This is a genomic window from Kribbella sp. C-35 (assembly GCF_046549195.1).
Taxonomy (GTDB): Bacteria; Actinomycetota; Actinomycetes; order Propionibacteriales; family Kribbellaceae; genus Kribbella.
Map to the genome: position 1 here is coordinate 1,514,169 of NZ_JAJPWG010000001.1, position 16,529 is coordinate 1,530,697.

The window sequence follows — 16,529 nt, forward strand, 5'->3', positions numbered from 1 at the left end:
TGTCAGTTGCCAAGGGCATCTAGGTGGTCGCCTCGGTCGTCGTGGCCGGGGACTCTACGGCCGCCGGACCGGCCGCTCGGCGCGACGCCATACCCGCGACTGCGAGCAGTGCGAAGGCGTTCAGGCCGTGCAGCGCGCCGATCACCGGCGCACCGAACGCCGCGGCAGCCAGGCCGAACTGCAACGCGACCAGGCCGAAGACGTACAGCGCCCACCTGACCCCGCCGTCGACCTTCGCGAAGAACGAGATGATCAGCAGCAGGATCGCGAGCAGCGGGATGACCCCGCTCCCGACGATGGTGTGGATCGTATGGCCGACGTTGGCGCCGGAGTCCTCGGTGAAGACCGAGCCGCCGTCGACGTCCTTGATGACCGTGAACCAGGCGAGTGCGATCGCCGCCGCCTGGACCAGGACACCGATCGCGATGAGCCCGGCCAAGGCACGATAAACAGACCTCATATTTCCCCCAACCCCTGAAGTCACCCCTTGGGGCTCATAGTGAGGCAGGTCACCTCAAGCGCACAAGAGGTTAACTCTCAGCCGTGGTTGCGGGCGAAGGCCTGATACAGACCGCGCAGGGTCAGCAACGGTTCGTCGCGGACCGGGGTGTTCAGCTGGCCGGCGAGGAGCGGTGCGAGGGCGCCGGTGAGGACGACCGCGACGTCGTCGTTCAGAGACTGTTCGGTCCGGATTCGCGCGACCAAACCGTCGACCAGGGCCGCGAAGCCGTGGATCGCGCCGGACTGCAGCGCCTCGACAGTGTTCTTCGCGACCACCGATCGCGGCCGGACCAGCTCGACCCGACGCAGTTGCGCGGCCGCCTGCCCGAGCGCGTCGGTCGCGGTTTCGATGCCCGGGGCAATCACTCCGCCGATGAAGGCGCCGGCCGGGTTGACCACGTCGATCGTGATCGCCGTACCGACATCGACGACCAAGCATGGCGCGCCGTGCAGCGTCACCGCGGCGAGCGCGTTCGCGATCCGGTCCGTGCCGACCTCTCGCGGGTTGTCGACCAGCACCGGCAGCCCGGTCTTCACACCGGGCTCGACGACGACACTCGGCACGCCTTGGTAGTAGCGCGACACGACATCCCGTAACTCGTGCAGCACATGCGGTACGGCGGAACACACAGCAATCCCGGACACCGGCGACTCACCGGTAAGCAGGCCTTGCAGCAGCACCGCCCACTCGTCCGCAGTACGACGTGGATCGGTCCCGACCCACCAGTGCCGCTTGACCGTGCCTTCGAACACCAGGCCGACCAGCGTCCTGGTGTTCTCGACGGCGACGGTGAGCAGCATCAGGCCTCTCGCAGGTCCAAGGCGATGTCGAGGACCGGCGCGGAGTGCGTGAGCGCACCGACCGCGAGGAAGTCGACACCGGTCTCGGCGACCTCTCGCGCCTTGTCCAGCGTCAGCCCGCCGGAGGCCTCCAGCCGGGCCCGGCCCGCGACCTTCTCGACAGCTTCACGCAGCAACGGGACGTCCATGTTGTCCAGCAGGATCAGCTCGGCGCCGGACTCGACCGCGATCACCGCGTCCTCGACCGAGTCCACCTCGACCTCGATCCCGATCTCCGGATACGCCTTGCGCACCAGGCGGAACGCCTCCGCGACACCACCGGCCGCGATCACGTGGTTGTCCTTGATCAGCGCGGCGTCCGAGAGACCCATCCGGTGGTTCTTCCCGCCACCGCAGCGTACGGCGTACTTCTCCAGGGACCTGAGCAGCGGCATGGTCTTGCGGGTGTCGCGGATGACCGCGCCGGTGCCGTCGACCGCGTCCACCCAGCGCCGGGTCAGCGTGGCGACGCCACTCAGGTGGCAGAGCAGGTTCAGCGTGGTGCGCTCGGCCGTCAGGAGCTGCCGCGTCTTGCCGCGGACGGTCATCAGGATGTCGCCCCGCTGCACGGCGTCGCCGTCGCGGACGGTGTGCTCGATCTCGATCTCGTCCTTCGCCGCGACCTGCCGCAGCACCAGCTCCGCGATCTCCAGGCCCGCCACCACGCCGTCGGCGCGGGCGACCAGCTCGGCGACCGACACCTGGTCCGGGTCGACCGTGGCGGTGGTCGTCACGTCGACGCCTCCGGCCAGGTCCTCCTCGATGGTCGCCCGCACGAGGTCCCCGACCCACTGCCGGTCGACTGTCTCATCCATGCCGGTCATTCTCCTCGGATTCGCGCGAAACAAACGTGGTCTGCGGCACAGCCTGGTGATCAAGTGTCACGTCCAGGCTTCCGAACCAGTGCAGATCATCGCGGTCCGGGTGGTCCTCGCGCCAGTGCGCGCCACGGCTTTCTTCGCGGGCGGTCGCCGCGGCGATCAGCGCGGAGGCGACCGTCACCAGGTTCGTCGCCTCCCAGCCCGGCGTCCCCGGCTCGTCGTACGGCTGCTCGATCAGCTTGGCGATCGCCGCACCCGCCTCCGACAGCCCGGTCGCGCTCCGGATCACGCCGGCGCCGACGGTCATCGCCCGCTGCAGCTCGGGTACGACGTCCGCGTCCACGAGTCCCGGCGTACGGCGGTCCACGACCGGCTCCCGCCGTTCGGGCAGCCCGTTCGCGAGGTGCGCGGCGATCCTGCGGGCGAACACGAGCCCTTCGAGCAACGAGTTCGAGGCGAGCCGGTTGGCCCCGTGTACGCCGGTGCACGCAACCTCACCGCACGCGTACAGGCCGGGCACCGAGGTCTGGCCGTTCAGGTCCGTCCACACGCCGCCCGACGAGTAGTGGCAGGCGGGGGCGACCGGGATCAGTTCGCGGACCGGGTCGATACCGTGCGAGCGGCAGGACGCCAGGATGGTCGGGAACCGTACCCGCCACTTCTCGTCGCCGAAGTGCCGGGCGTCGAGGTAGACGTGGTCCTTGCCGGTAGCAATCATCTGGCGCATGATCGCCTTCGCCACGATGTCCCGCGGCGCGAGGTCGGCGAGCTCGTGCCGGCCCTGCATGAACCGCTTGCCGGTGTGGTCGACCAGGAACGCGCCTTCGCCGCGGACTGCCTCGGAAACCAACGGCTGCTGGCCTTTCGCGCTCTTGCCCAGCCAGAGCACCGTCGGGTGGAACTGCACGAACTCCAGGTCCCGCACCTTCGCACCGGCCCGCAGCGCGAGCGCCATTCCGTCGCCGGTCGACACGCTCGGGTTGGTCGTTGCCGCATACAACTGTCCCAGGCCGCCGGACGCCAGGATCACCGCCCGGGCACGGATCGCACCGACGCCGTCCAGCTGACCCTCGCCCATCACGTGCAGCGTCACGCCGGCGATGGAGCCGTCGGAGGCGGTGAGCAGGTCGAGGACGAGGGCGTGCTCGATCAGCCGGATGTCCTTGGCCCGCTTGACTGCGGCAACCAGGGCACGCTCGATCTCGGCGCCGGTCGCGTCGCCGCCGGCGTGCGCGATCCGGTTGCGGTGGTGCCCGCCCTCACGACCGAGCGAGATCTCGCCATCGGCCATGGTGTCGAAGCGCGCGCCGAGGTCGATCAGGTCGCGGACGGCGTCCGGGCCTTCGGTGACGAGCACCCGGACGGCCTCCGGGTCGCTCAGTCCGGCGCCGGCGACGAGCGTGTCCTGCAGGTGCTCCTCGGGGGAGTCCTCCGGGTCGAGGGCAGCGGCGACGCCGCCTTGCGCCCACTGCGTGGAGCCCGAGGCGACGACGTCCTTCGTCACCACCAGGACGGTGCCCAGCTCGCGGGCCTTGAGCGCGGCGCTCAGCCCGGCGACGCCCGAGCCGATCACCACCACGTCAACTGTGTCGGTCCAGCCGGCCTCCGGCGCGGCCAGCCGTTGCGGGACTGCGGATCCGGTCACGGGGCCTCCCGTCCTGGACTGAGGAGCGGAGGGAGCGAAGCGACCGGAGCGACGAGGGAAGGACGGGAGTTACAGCCCCGTGGCCCGCCGCGCCGGAGGCGTGGCATCAGCACTGTCATTCGGTGACCGTATCAACCGATTTCATCTGAGCGTGATGGAAATGTTGTCAATGAGACGGGTCAGGCCGACGCGGGCGGCGATCAGCATCCGGGCCTCGCCGGGGCCGATCACCGGGCCGAGATCGGGTGCTCGCAGGGCGAGATAGTCGATCTTCACCGACGGCACCGCCTCGAGCTCGGCCTGCGCCGCGGCCAGCACCGCGTCCGGCCCGTTCATCCCGGCCTTCGCACCGGCGCTCAGCGCGCGGTACAGCACCAGCGCCTCGTCACGTTCGGTCTCGCTCAGGTACCGGTTGCGTGAGGACAGTGCGAGACCGTCCGCCTCCCGCACGGTCGGCACCGGCACGATGTCGACGTCCATGTCGAGGTCGCAGACCATCTCGCGGATCAGCGTCAACTGCTGGTAGTCCTTCTCGCCGAACAACGCCAGGTCGGGCGCGGTCAGGTGCAGCAGCTTCGACACCACGGTCAGTACACCGGAGAAGTGGCCGGGCCGGAACACGCCCTCGAGCTCGTCGGCCAGCGGGCCCGGATGCACGGTGATCGACGGCTCGTTCGGGTACAGCTCGTCCCGGGACGGGTTGAAGACCAGGTCGACGCCCTCGTTCTTCGCGATCGCCAGGTCGCTGGCCAGCGTCCGCGGATACCGGTCGAAGTCCTCGGTCGGCCCGAACTGCAACGGGTTCACGAAGATCGTCAGGACCACGCTGCCGTCCGGTCCGACGCGTTCGCGGGCCTCGGCCAGCAGCGCGGCATGGCCGTCGTGCAGGGCGCCCATCGTCATCACGACCGCCCGCGGCCGGATCGCGGCCGCTGCTCGCAGTTCGGCCTTGGTCTGGGTGAGTCTCATCGCGGTGCCTCCCCTGTCCGGTCTGCCCGGTGCCCGTCCAGTACGTCGGTCAAGCGGCGGATCGTCTCCGCGTCCAGCCGCCCGTCCGTCGCCAGTTCCACAGTCGCCCGGGCCAGTTCGGCGTACGTGCGCCGCGTGCTGCCCCGAAGTACTGCCAGATGTGCTGCCACCGTGTCGACATCGCCCCGGGCGATCGGCCCGGTGAGCGCATGATGACCGGATCGCAGCGTGTTGTCGAGGGTTGCGACGAGCAACGGCCGGAGTGTCGCCACCGGATCCGCTACGCCCGCCTCCCGCAGTACGGCGACTGCTTGCGAGACCAGTGTGGTGAGGTGGTTCGCGCCGTGGACCAGACCGGCGTGGTAGCGCGCACGCTGGTCGTCGGCGACCCACTGCACCTGTGCGCCCAGCGCCTTCACCATCCGCTCGACGATCGACCGTGCCGCATCCGGAGCGGTCGCGGTGAACATGACCCCGTCCAGGCTGACCGGACCGCCCGGAAAGGTCATTGACGGGTGCAGCGCGACAGGTGTCGCAGCAAGCCCGGTCAGCGGGGCCAGACCGTGTGCCCCGGACAGGTGCACGACGTACTGCGCACTCGTCAACGGCAGCGTCTGCGCGACCTCGTGAATCAGGTCGTCCGGTACGGCGACCAGTACGACGTCGGCGCGCCTCGTGACCTCGTCAGCGGTCAGCACGGGCACAGCGGGCAGAAGGCGGGCGGCGCGGTCCAGGGACGCGTCCGAGCGCGCGGTGACTCCGACCAGGGGATGTCCGGCTGCCGCCAAGGCTGCTCCCAGGGCGGTCCCGGCCCGGCCGGCTCCGATCAAGCCGATCCGTTCCATCACTCACTCTCTTCTCGTTCCAGTCCCGCTTCCGGGTACCAGACGATCTACCTATGAGCGTAGGTGATGAGAGCATGTGTGAGTGAGTGATGCGTGGGCAGCTGGTGCCGAATTGACCGCGATCCTGATCACAGTTCCCGAGCTGGCGGAGTACACAGAGCGTTGGCGTTCGGTGTCACGGTCGACTGCGCGACCACAGGTCCCGTTGACCGAGCTCATCCCGCCGCACGTGACTGTGCTGGTCCCCTGGGTTGCCGAACCCACCGACACCGACCTGGCCCGGCTACAGGCGGCAGTGGCGTCGATCGAGCCGTTCGAGCTCAGCTTCCCGACCGCGGGCCAGTTCCCGAACGGTACGGTGTGGCTGAAGCCGGAGCCGTTCGACAAGGTCCGCTCGGTGCTCCTGTCCGTCTTCGACGCTTTCCCCGAGTGCCCGCCGTACGGCGGTGAGTTCCCGGACCCGCATCCGCACCTGACGATCTCGTCGTCCGCCCAAGGCGGTCCGGCTGTTGTGGCCGAGGCGGACGCCGCCCTGACCGCGGCACCGGCTCCGACCGTCCAGCTGACCGAGCTCGAGCTGTGGCGCGAGGACGCAGAGGGCGTGTGGCACCAGCTCGGCGGCGTACCGCTGGGGTCCGCTACTTCCTGATCTGGAAGCCCACCGCGCCGGCAGCCTTCTTGGCCTGCCAGTCCGCCGGTACGTCGGCCGGTGTCAGCTCACGCAACTGGTCGACGCTCGGGTCGGTGAGCGCACCGATCCGGACGGCCTGCTCGGACACCGTGGCCTCGAACAGGTTCCGCACGTCCCGTCCGTTGCCGAACTCCGCCATGTGCCGGATCCGGTCCAGCAACGAGCCGACCCGCTCCACGATCCCGTCTGCCAGCAGATACCCGGCCTTGCCGCTCAGGTACTGGAAGATCTCCTGCAGCTCCGGCAACGAGTAGTCCGGGAACTCCAAGGTCGTGGGCACCCGCGAACGCAGCCCGGGGTTCTGCAGGAACAGGCCCTCCATCGGTTCGGTGTACCCGGCCAGCACCACGACCAGGTCCTCGCGGTGCTCCTCCATCAGCTTGATCAGCGTGGCGAGCGCATCAGCCCCGTAGCCGCGCGCGTCCGCCAGCGTGTACGCCTCGTCGATGAACAGCACCCCGCCCAGGGCCTGCTCCACCAGGCGTTTCACCTTCGGCGCGGTCTGGCCGACGTACTGTCCCATCAGCTCGTTGCCGCTCGTCTCCACCAGGTGGCCGACGCCGAGCAGGCCGAGGTCGCGGTAGATCTCGGCGAGCAGCCGGGCCACCGTGGTCTTGCCGGTGCCCGGGTTGCCGCTGAACACCATGTGCCGCGATCGCTCGGTCGGCGGCATCCCGGCCTTGGACCGCAGTACGTCGGCCTGCGCCTCCGCGGCCAGCCTTTCCACGGTCGCCTTGACCTCAATGAGCCCGGTCATCGCCGCGAGTTCGGACCGCGGGTCGTCGTGGCGTGGCAGATCACCCAGGTTCTCGTCGGCCAGGTCGGCGACATCGGACCGTTCGATCGTCCGGACCTGCTCCATGGTCGGGGACTCCAGCGTGGACAGCCGGACCGCCTGCAGCGTCGCGATCCGCTCCAGCAACGTCCGTACCGTCCGCGCGTTGCCGAACCCGGGTGCCCGCGGCGCCTTGTGCAGTGCGGCGAGCGCCTGCTCGGACACCCCGTCACCCAGCACGAACCCGGCCTGCTCGGCCGCCTGCAGGAAGATCTGGTGCAGCTCGGCGTCGGTGTAGTCCGGGAAGTTCACGAACGTCCGGATCCGCGACTTGAGGCCCGGGTTGCTGTCCACCAGCGAGTACATCTCGTTCGGGTAGCCGGCCATGACCACGACCAGGTTGTCGCGGTGCGTCTCCATCAGCTGGATCAGGGTGGCGACGGCCTCGCGGCCGAAATCCCGCCCGGAGGTGTTGAACAACGAGTACGCCTCGTCGATCAACAGCACGCCGCCCAGCGAACGCTCGACCACCTCGGTCACCCGCGGCGCCGTCTGGCCGATGTACGACGCGATCAGGTCGGCCCGCCCCACCTCGACCAGATGGCCCGACGAGAGCATGCCCAGGTCCCGGTAGACCTCGGCGAGAATCCGGGCGACCGTGGTCTTGCCGGTGCCCGGGTTGCCGCTGAAGACCAGGTGCCCCATCGGTTTCGGCAGCCGCAGCCCGGCTTCCGCTCGCAGCTTGGCGACCTTCGCCTCCGCGACCAGCTCGTGCACGCGGGCCTTCACCACGCCCAGACCGGTCATCTCGTTCAGGTCGGCGATCGGGTCGCCGGCCGCCGGCACATCCGCCCGCAGCTTGTCCGGCGCCTCCGCCTCGACCACGGCCTTCGGCGGCCGGAACGAGTGCAGGTCGCGCAGGCCCCGGAAGAAACCGGCGACCATGTACAGCTCCTTCGACGCCTTCGCCTTGTCCGGAAGCCCGTTGAGGCTGGCGCCGACCTGGTACATCGCGGCCAGGTACTCGCGGGCGTCGTACGGCGCTCCGGCCTCGACCGCCCGGATCATCCAGGCCTGCCGCCGGCGTCGCCATTCGGCCGGATCCGGCCGCGTCTTCGCCTTGTCGAGCGCCGCTTGGACCTCGGCCGTCCCGGACGGGCCCAGTGCCGAGAACGAGAGCCCAGCAGGCAGGTCGGTACGTCCGATCTGCTGGAGCAGGCCGGCGATCTCCTCCGCGAACGGCTTCTCCGCCTCGGGCGTCACCGCCGCGATCCGCGCGTACGCCGCCTGCAGCCGGTTCACGCCGTACACCATCAGGTCGAGCGGGTTGCCGGACAGGTTCGGGTAGACCTGGCGGGTGTCGTCGTCGCCGAACTCCTCGATCCAGCGCCTCAGCACCGCCTGCCGGGACTGGGTGAGGTGCAGGCCGAGCAGCTCCGGACTGGCCAGGACGTGGTCCAGCATGGACGCCATCGCCTTCCGGCGGGCCTCCAGTCCCGGGATGCCGATCAGCAGGTCCAGCATCTCCCGGCAGGCCCGGATGACCTCCTCCTGCGAATCCCGGTCCCGCCGGAGCGGGTACGGAATGTCGAAGGACGCGCCGGTCTCGCGCCAGTTGGCGATGTCAGTGTCGATCTCCTGCGGCTCCTCGCGCCACTGGTTGAGCAGCAGGAAGTGCAGGTTCCGCGCACCGCCGACGAGGATGCCGAGCGCCGGCCACAGGCTCTTGAACACGAAGTAGAACGTGTCCACCAGCAACGGTGAGCCTTCGATGAAGTACTTGTTGCTGGCCGACACCTTGCCCAGCGTTGGGCGGTCCACCAGATCCGCGACCTTGGCCTTCGTCGCGTCGAGCCACTCCGGAGTGACGACGTACGGCGGTTCGGCGCCGACCACATCGAACGCCGGGTCACCCTCGAACAGGACCCCGAGCTCCTCCGGAAGTTTCGCCACGATGCCTGATCCTAGGATCGTGGCGGTCCAATCCTCTCCGAACGGCACCTGATGACCGAGACCTTCCGAGACGCCTGGCAACAGGCTCTGTACGGCCCTGGCGGTTTCTACCGCCGGGAGCGCCCGTCTGCGCATTTCCGTACGTCGGTGCACGCATCCGCCCTGTTCGGGCAGGCCATCGCGCGCCTGGCCGGTGAGCTCGGTATGTCCACGGTGGTCGATATCGGCGCCGGGTCCGGCGAACTGGGCAAGGTCCTGCGCGGCGAAGGTCTCTCGGTGCTGGACATCGAACTCGACGACGAGCTACCCGCTGAGTTGACCGGGCTGGTGATCGCCAACGAGTGGCTCGACAACGTCCCGTGCGAGGTGGTCGAGTGGGACGACGACGGCATTCCTCGCTACCTCCTCGCCGACCTCACCCCAGGACCGGTTGTGGAAGGCAACGATCTGCTGTGGCTCGAGCAATGGTGGCCTGGCGAGCCCGGTGACCGGGCGGAGGTCGGAACCTCTCGCGATCAGTCCTGGGCCGACGTGGTGAGTCGGCTGACACGCGGGAGTCTCGCCATCGCCATCGACTACGGGCACGTGAAGTCGAGCCGACCGCCGTACGGGACTCTGACTGGCTTCCGCGACGGCCGTGAGTGTTCACCTGAACCCGACGGCAGCTGCGACATCACTGCTCATGTGGCCCTCGACTCGCTAGGCGGCACCATCCTGAGACAGCGGGACGCCCTGCGAGCTCTGGGCGTCAGTGGAGCCCGGCCGAGCCTGGAGCTGGCTCAGACCGAACCGCTGCGCTACCTGTCCGAGCTGTCGTCAGCCGGGGAGGCAGCCGAGTTGCTGGACCCGTCCGGACTCGGCGGGTTCGGCTGGGTCTGGACGGCGACCGACGCGGCCACCGTACGGCGGGCCTCGCGCGCCCTGTCCGCCTGAGCTTCCACCAGCGCCGCAGCCTCCGCCTGGTCGCGGTGCAGCGCGGTGGCGTCTGTCGGACCCAGTGGGGTGTCCACATGCACGTTGGCGAGCCCCAGGCGCCGCTGGATCGGCCCCTGCTCCAGCCGGACCGACTGCGTCTTGTGATGCAGCACGATCGACGTACGGCGGCTCACCCAGCCGCGCGTGGTGACCATGACCTGGTCGTCGACGCCGTACGTCAGGTACCGCCAGCCGATCGGACGCAGCCACTTGGCGCGCTCCGGTGCCGGATGCATCTGGATGCGGCTCAGGTCGAAGCCGGGCAGCACCCGCGCGAGGACATAGGCCACCTCGGCACGCTCGCCGACCGGCAGCAGCTGTGCGCCCTCCAGCGCGTCGTCGCCGTCCTCCTTCTGACCGGCCACGCCCGCGATGTCCAGCTCGACCCGGGACCAGCCGAGCAGTCGCCAGATCAGCGGCTCGGTGATCAGCAGGCCCTGCACGCGGCCAGGCGGTACGGTCTGGCGCTGGACGTCGAACAGTCCCCGTTTGGTCCGTAGACCGTGGCTGGTCTCGGACAGCGTGAACCCGTGGTTCCCCACGACCTGCTTCCAGATCGGCTGCACCACACCGAGCAACAGCGGCAGACCGGCGAACAGACCGATGTGGAAGTCCAGCACCATGGTCGCGACGATCAGCCAGATCAGTGCGCCGGCACTGGCGACGACCGTGGACGACAGCAGCGTCGCACCGAGCAGCCGGTTCGTCGGGACCGTCAGCAGCGGCGGAGCCAGCGCCTCGGCCTGCTGATCGTGCTCCTGCTGCTCAGCAGCCTTCTCGCCCTTGGCGCGGACCAACAACGTGGTGCGGAGCTGCTGCGCCTCCTCGTACCGGAAGTAGCTCAGCTTGCCGTCGCTCTTGCCGCCGCCGGCCACGTCCATCCGCAGCTCGGCCATGCCGAACAGCCGCGCGACGAACGGCTGCGCCACGTCGATCGCCTGGATCCGGTCGAACCGGATGATCCGGGTCCGGCGGAACAGGAACCCGCTGTCCACCCGGATCGCGTCGGCAGTCAACTGCCACTTGGTGAACCACCAGGACAGTGCGCCGAGCAGGATGCCGCCGACGAGCACACCGGCCAGGCCGATGCCGGCGACCGTCAGGTTGCTCCGCAGGCCCTCGTTGTTGACCAGGGCGACAGCCGCGACGACGAAGTACCCCCAGCCTTTGACGAAGGGGGTGAGTGGGTGAAGCCGTTGGCCGACGACCTCCCCCGTCTGCTCAATCTGCTCGGTCACAGGCCCCACGCCTGCGCCTGACCGAGGGCGGACAACCGGTCGCGGAGCCGGCCGGCCTCGTCCGGATGCAGCCCCGGGATCTTCGCGTCGGTGGCCGGTGTCGCCGTGTGCAGCTCCACGGTGGCCATCCCGTACGCGCGCTCCAGCGGCCCGGCGGTCACGTCCACGAACTGCATCCGGCCGTACGGTACGACGACCAACTCGCGGAACATGACCCCGTGGCTGACCAGCAGTTCGTCCTCGCGCTCGGCGTACTTCCAGGAGCGCTGGTTGCGTCCGATCAGCACCCAGGCCCAGCCGAAGACCAGCGCGATCAGTACGACCGCGAGTACGCTGTACAGCCAGCTCAGCGTGAGCCCGAGCGCGACCAGCGCCACGATCGCGGCCAGCCCGGCAACGATCGCCGCGTTCAGCCGCCGCAGCGTGGCGAGCTTGGGCGAGACCGGCGTCCAACTGACATCCGAGGGTGCGAAGAGGTCGTCCACGGGTAAAGCCTGTCACGAAAGTGTGCCGTGAGCGGCGCAGGTTGAGTGCTGGTGGCGTCCAGGTGCGTGCATCGCAAGGCGGAGGAGCGTCCTCGATGCGGGTTTCATCGTGGACGCTCCTCCAACGCAGCGAGGTGCGTGCCTGGGCGTCACCAGCGCCAAGCTGCGCCGCTCACGGCACACTAGGGTCATGAGTACCGAAAGAGTGGTCGGAGTCGGCGCGGGAGCGGCTGGATTCGACCCGGCGTACGAGCGGGGTGGGACCGGCGCGGGCTCGGAGCTGGCGACTTCCGACATGGTGCTCAACATCGGCCCCCAGCACCCGGCGACCCACGGCGTACTGCGGCTGCGGCTGACCCTGGACGGCGAGCGGATCGTCGGCTGCGAGCCGATCATCGGCTACATGCACCGCGGCGCGGAGAAGCTGTTCGAGGTCCGCGACTACCGGCAGATCATCGTCCTGGCGAACCGGCACGACTGGCTGTCCGCGTTCTCGAACGAGCTCGGCGTCGTGCACGCGGTCGAGCGGATGATGGGCCTCGAAGTCCCCGTCCGGGCGGTGTGGCTGCGGACGCTGCTGGCCGAGCTGAACCGGATCCTGAACCACCTGATGTTCCTCGGCTCCTACCCGCTCGAGCTCGGCGCGATCACGCCGGTGTTCTACGCGTTCCGCGAGCGCGAGACGATCCAGGCGGTGATGGAGGAGCTGTCCGGCGGCCGGATGCACTACATGTTCAACCGGGTCGGCGGCCTGAAGGAGGACCTGCCGTACGGCTGGCTCGGCCGCGCCGCCGCCGCCTCCGCCGCGGTCCGGACCCGGCTGCCCGACATCGAGGACCTCATCCTCGGCAACGAGATCTTCCGCGCCCGCACGGTCGGCGTCGGCAAGCTCTCCCCCGAACTGGTCGCGCAGTACGGCGTCTCCGGGCCGATCGCCCGCGCCTCCGGAGTGGACGCCGACCTCCGCCGCGACGAGCCGTACCTCGCGTACGACGAACTGCAGGACGTGCTGCGGGTTGTCACCCGTCCCGAAGGCGACTGCTTCGCCCGCTTCGCCGTACTGCTCGACCAGGTCAAGGTCTCGCTCGACCTGGTCGACGCCTGCCTCGACAAGCTGTCCACACTGCCGGCCGGCCCCGTCAACGTCCGGCTGCCGAAGATCCTCAAGGTCCCCGAAGGCCAGACCTACGCCTGGACCGAGAGCCCGCTCGGCATCAACGGCTACTACCTGGTGTCCCGCGGCGACAAGACCCCGTGGCGGCTGAAGCTCCGCTCAGCAAGCTTCAACAACATCTCCGCGCTGCCCGCCCTGCTCCCCGGCACGATGATCCCCGACATGATCGCCATCCTCGGCAGCATGTTCTTCGTCGTCGGCGACATCGACAAGTAGGGATCGGCGGGGAAACAAGTTTGAAGATATCGACGACTTCTTACCCCACCACCTGACACCACGAGGGTTATCCACAGGGGGCGCGCGGGCTGGCCGCGGAATCCGGCACCCTGGGGCGGATGGACTGGTGGTGGCGGCGACAACTCGATGACGAGGGTCTCGAGGTACTGATCCACGAGCAGCAGCGGATCGTCTCCCGCACCCAACTGCTCGCGGCGGGACGGTCGGACTCCGAGATTCGGCGCCGGCTGCGGGGCAGGCGATGGCAGATCGTTCATCCCGGGGTCTACGCGACCCATACCGGCCCGCTGGGGTACGACGAACGGATCGTAGCCGCGCTGCTCTACGCCGGGCCTGAAGTTGCCTGGAGCCACTACACCGCCGCGGAACAGTTCGGCCTGATCAAACACGACAGGCACCGTCCGGTGTACGTGACGATTCCCTGGCGCCGACGCGTTCGTCCACGGCCGGGGCTCGTCATCACCCGCGACAAGCACTGGGAAGACCGTTTGGCCACGGTCGTCCCACCGCGAACCCGACCCGCGGAGGCCGTCCTGGAGATCGTGGGAGTCTCCCGTTCACTGGACGAGGCGGCCGCGATCGTCGCCGAGGCCTGCCAGAGCGGCCGAGTCAGACCGGCCGAGATACTCAACGCACTCGACGGTCGTCGGCAGCTTCGTCATCGCGCGGCGCTGCGGTCGATTCTCGCCGATGTCGCCCAGGGAACACATTCGCTGCTGGAACTGCGCTACCTACGAGACGTCGAGCGAGCACACGGGCTACCGACCGGGCGTCGGCAGCGTGCTGTGGATCAGGAATTCACCGACGTCGCGTACGAGCCGGTCGGACTCGTCGTCGAACTCGACGGACGCTTCCACTTCGCGCCTGGCCAACGGTGGCGGGACCTCGCGCGGGACAACCGTGCGGCACTGCGATCTGAGGTCACCTTGCGCTACGGCTGGCTCGACATCATCAGTCGCCCGTGCAGCGCCGCCGTGCAGGTCCTGCAGGTGAGCCGCCGCAAAGACCCAACCATCCCCGCCCGCCCCTGCCGCCCCACCTGCCCGGTCCGCTAACCGATCGCGGCGGGGAAAGAAGTTGTCGCAGTATGCAAACTTGTTTCCCCGCCTCTGCCGGGATCGGCGGCTATGCCGTGCCGAGTGATCTTGCTCTTCGGCGCCAGGCGGCGGCTGCGGCGGCTCCTCCGATGACCAGGAGTCCGGCGCCTGCCGCCTGGGCGAGCTTGATCGGGCAGCCGCTCGCGCAGTCCGGGATCGGGTACGGCTGGCCGGGGTTCAGCTCGTGGGTCTCGTCGGCGCCGACATACGCCTCGTCCGCCGGGAACGGGAAGCCCTCGGGGTTCAGCAGGCGGTACCAGTACAGGTCGTCCCACGCCTTGCGCCGGCAGGTCACGTTCACTGACGGCGACTCGTACGGCGACGGCCCCAGCTGCCCGATCGGCAGGTGATCCTCGTTGTAGACCGTGACGTGGCCGTTCGGATCGTTCATCGTCACGGCCGGGTAGTTCGCATCCAGCCCCATCTCCGCAGTATGGACCGAGAAGACCTACTGAGCGACGGCCTGCTGGATCAGCGGCAGGAGTTCCCCGGCGACACCCGGCGCCAGCGCGATCGTGGCCCCCGACGCCACGTCGTGCGGCGTACCGTCGAGGTCCACCACAACGGCCCCGGCCTCGCGGGCGATGATCGCGCCGGCGCTGGTGTCCCACGGCTTGTTGCTGAACATGATCGCGGCGTCGAGGCTGCCGTCCGCCACCAGCGCCAGGTGCAGCGCCGCCGAGCCGAGCATCCGCAGCCGCTGCACCCGCGGCACCAGCAGGTCGATCAGTGCGAACCTCGGCCGGTTCTTCTCCGCGGCGTCCGCGCCGACCGCGAAGTCCCCGGCCATCACCAGCGCCTCGGACAGCTCCGTGCACTTGCTGACCTGGATCGGCTCGCCGTTGCGCGTGACCCCGGCTCCTTCCGCCGCCAGGTACCGCGTCCCCAGCATCGGGAAGTCGAGTACGCCGGCCACCTGGCGGTTCCCGTCGACGAGACCCAACGAGATCCCCCACAGCGCCACCCCGTGCACGTAGTTCACCGTCCCGTCGATCGGGTCGAGGACCCACGACAGCTCCCCCTCGCCCGGGTGCGCCCCCTCCTCCTCGCCCAGGAACGCGATCTGCGGCGTCACTTTCGCCAGGTGCTCGCGGACCGCCTGCTCCACCGCGATGTCGGTGTCGGAGGCCATGTCCCGATCACCCTTCGAATGCAGAGCCCCGGGCTCCCGCGACTCGACCAGGTCAGCGGCGACCGCCACCGCCCCTTCGGCAATCTCCAGCAAACGGGGCAGCTCGGTCACGTCGTCTCCTCAGCCGTGGACAGTCCTGTCGACCCTAGTCGACCGGATGAACGGCTGATCAGGACGCGGCCAGGCCTCGGAGCTTGAGGTCGACGACGGTTGGCGCGTCGGCCTGCGAATGCTTGTCGCCGGCGGCAACGACGGTCGCGACCTCCTCGTCGATCTTGTCGAGGCGCTGGTCGATCTTGTCCAGCCGGCGCTGCATCAGGTCGACGAACTCGGCGTTCTCGACGACCCGGGCGCTGGTGATCCGCGAGTACTCCTGCGCGACCTGCGCGCGCTCGTCGGAGTGCGCCAGCCGCTCGACCAGCAACTGGTGGCGGAACAGGAAGGCAGCGGCGATCGCGACCAGAACGGCCCCACCTGCGGCGGCCCGGAGAATCCAGGCATTCTGCGAGAAGAGCGCGATACTCACGCCCAGGCAGACAACGATCAGCAAACCGTTGGCGACGGTGAGAACTGTGGTCCTGGTTCGACGGCGGCTACCCCTGGAACCCATGGACCGCATGTTAAGGGGTTTTGTCGGGGTCCTCGGGAATACGACACGCGCGTTCGAGCAACAATCCGGCCGTGACAACCAGCACGGAGACCACCGCCGCGGCGCCGGCCATGATCACCCGGTTCCGAGGCCCGGAGGAGCCCATCGCCTGCAGGAAGCTTAACGCGAACCCTGCGTAAACACCGGCACACAACGCGCCGACGAAGGCGCTCGCCTTCCCGATCATCAACAGGAAGACCGCGCGCGACGGTTCGATCCGTTCCCGCCGTACCTGGACCCGCTGGTGGGTGTTGCGGGCCGCGGCGAACAGTAGCGCGGCCAGGAACGCCCAGGCGATCAACGTCAGCCAGGACACCGCCGGCGCGACCCCGCCGCCGGCCTCGATCGCCTTCACCATCGTCAGGCCGACGGCGACTCCGAGGACGGCGATCGCGACCAGCAACCGCCGTGACGTCGGCCGCACCGAGCCCGGACGCGGCGGCTCCTGCTTGTCGCCGTGGTGATCGTTGGGCGCCCGATCGGGCTCGGTACCGCCGGACAC

General features: G+C 69.1%; 16 protein-coding genes and 1 pseudogene. 4 read left to right on the plus strand and 13 right to left on the minus strand.

What is annotated here, in order from left to right; all coding sequences use genetic code 11:
* Positions 1-19 precede the first annotated feature (19 nt).
* From ACLJOO_RS07700 to ACLJOO_RS07725, 6 genes are all read right to left on the minus strand, one after another.
* Positions 20-460, minus strand: a complete 441-nt coding sequence (locus ACLJOO_RS07700) for a hypothetical protein (RefSeq protein ID WP_410786123.1) — start codon at positions 458-460, stop codon at positions 20-22.
* A 77-nt stretch (positions 461-537) separates the two neighbouring features.
* A complete protein-coding gene (locus tag ACLJOO_RS07705) occupies positions 538-1,302 on the minus strand; it encodes a type III pantothenate kinase (RefSeq protein WP_410786124.1) in 765 nt (254 codons plus the stop codon).
* Positions 1,302-2,156 (minus strand): carboxylating nicotinate-nucleotide diphosphorylase, encoded by an 855-nt coding sequence (nadC, locus tag ACLJOO_RS07710; RefSeq protein ID WP_410786125.1) that lies wholly within the window; start codon positions 2,154-2,156, stop codon positions 1,302-1,304. Before nadC ends, ACLJOO_RS07705 begins: the two co-directional genes overlap by 1 nt.
* A complete protein-coding gene (locus ACLJOO_RS07715) occupies positions 2,149-3,807 on the minus strand; it encodes an L-aspartate oxidase (protein ID WP_410786127.1) in 1,659 nt (552 codons plus the stop codon). Before ACLJOO_RS07715 ends, nadC begins: the two co-directional genes overlap by 8 nt.
* A gap of 141 nt (positions 3,808-3,948) precedes the next feature.
* A complete protein-coding gene (gene panC, locus ACLJOO_RS07720; protein ID WP_133785767.1) occupies positions 3,949-4,776 on the minus strand; it encodes a pantoate--beta-alanine ligase in 828 nt (275 codons plus the stop codon).
* The gene (locus ACLJOO_RS07725) at positions 4,773-5,621 is read right to left on the minus strand and encodes a Rossmann-like and DUF2520 domain-containing protein (protein WP_410786128.1); all 849 of its coding nucleotides are present in this window, start codon (positions 5,619-5,621) and stop codon (positions 4,773-4,775) included. Before ACLJOO_RS07725 ends, panC begins: the two co-directional genes overlap by 4 nt.
* Before the next feature lie 82 nt (positions 5,622-5,703).
* Here ACLJOO_RS07725 and ACLJOO_RS07730 point away from each other — a divergent pair, with 82 nt between their 5' ends.
* Positions 5,704-6,270 carry a 2'-5' RNA ligase family protein gene (locus tag ACLJOO_RS07730; protein WP_410786130.1) on the plus strand — a complete coding sequence of 189 codons (567 nt, stop codon included), beginning with the start codon at positions 5,704-5,706 and terminating at the stop codon, positions 6,268-6,270.
* Here ACLJOO_RS07730 and ACLJOO_RS07735 read toward each other — a convergent pair.
* A complete protein-coding gene (locus tag ACLJOO_RS07735) occupies positions 6,260-9,040 on the minus strand; it encodes an AAA family ATPase (protein WP_410786131.1) in 2,781 nt (926 codons plus the stop codon). The genes ACLJOO_RS07730 and ACLJOO_RS07735 overlap by 11 nt on opposite strands.
* Before the next feature lie 204 nt (positions 9,041-9,244).
* On the opposite strand from ACLJOO_RS07735, the pseudogene ACLJOO_RS07740 reads away from it, so the two are divergent.
* A pseudogene (locus ACLJOO_RS07740) lies at positions 9,245-9,733 on the plus strand (SAM-dependent methyltransferase); the annotation flags it as partial.
* A 104-nt stretch (positions 9,734-9,837) separates the two neighbouring features.
* Here ACLJOO_RS07740 and ACLJOO_RS07745 read toward each other — a convergent pair.
* Both ACLJOO_RS07745 and ACLJOO_RS07750 read right to left on the minus strand, forming a co-directional pair.
* The gene (locus ACLJOO_RS07745) at positions 9,838-11,253 is read right to left on the minus strand and encodes a PH domain-containing protein (protein WP_410786133.1); all 1,416 of its coding nucleotides are present in this window, start codon (positions 11,251-11,253) and stop codon (positions 9,838-9,840) included.
* A complete protein-coding gene (locus tag ACLJOO_RS07750) occupies positions 11,250-11,738 on the minus strand; it encodes a PH domain-containing protein (RefSeq protein WP_410786135.1) in 489 nt (162 codons plus the stop codon). Before ACLJOO_RS07750 ends, ACLJOO_RS07745 begins: the two co-directional genes overlap by 4 nt.
* Before the next feature lie 190 nt (positions 11,739-11,928).
* On the opposite strand from ACLJOO_RS07750, the gene ACLJOO_RS07755 reads away from it, so the two are divergent.
* Together ACLJOO_RS07755 and ACLJOO_RS07760 are read left to right on the plus strand one after the other, a co-directional pair.
* On the plus strand, positions 11,929-13,128 hold the full coding sequence (locus ACLJOO_RS07755) for an NADH-quinone oxidoreductase subunit D (protein ID WP_410786137.1): 1,200 nt from the start codon (positions 11,929-11,931) through the stop codon (positions 13,126-13,128).
* 119 nt (positions 13,129-13,247) lie between these two features.
* On the plus strand, positions 13,248-14,204 hold the full coding sequence (locus ACLJOO_RS07760) for a hypothetical protein (protein WP_410786138.1): 957 nt from the start codon (positions 13,248-13,250) through the stop codon (positions 14,202-14,204).
* A 70-nt stretch (positions 14,205-14,274) separates the two neighbouring features.
* Here the strand turns inward: ACLJOO_RS07760 and ACLJOO_RS07765 are convergent, their stop codons facing one another.
* Genes ACLJOO_RS07765 through ACLJOO_RS07780 form a run of 4 tightly spaced genes read right to left on the minus strand, consistent with a single transcriptional unit; the run spans position 14,275 to position 16,529 of the window.
* Positions 14,275-14,670, minus strand: a complete 396-nt coding sequence (locus ACLJOO_RS07765) for a hypothetical protein (RefSeq protein ID WP_410786140.1) — start codon at positions 14,668-14,670, stop codon at positions 14,275-14,277.
* A gap of 24 nt (positions 14,671-14,694) precedes the next feature.
* Positions 14,695-15,489: an inositol monophosphatase family protein gene (locus ACLJOO_RS07770; RefSeq protein WP_410786142.1), complete on the minus strand. Its 795-nt coding sequence runs from the start codon at positions 15,487-15,489 to the stop codon at positions 14,695-14,697.
* A gap of 58 nt (positions 15,490-15,547) precedes the next feature.
* Complete coding sequence (locus tag ACLJOO_RS07775) at positions 15,548-15,988, minus strand: hypothetical protein (protein WP_133785777.1); 441 nt, start codon at positions 15,986-15,988, stop codon at positions 15,548-15,550.
* A 10-nt stretch (positions 15,989-15,998) separates the two neighbouring features.
* Positions 15,999-16,529, minus strand: coding sequence for a DUF3180 domain-containing protein (locus ACLJOO_RS07780; protein WP_410786144.1), 531 nt, complete (start codon positions 16,527-16,529; stop codon positions 15,999-16,001).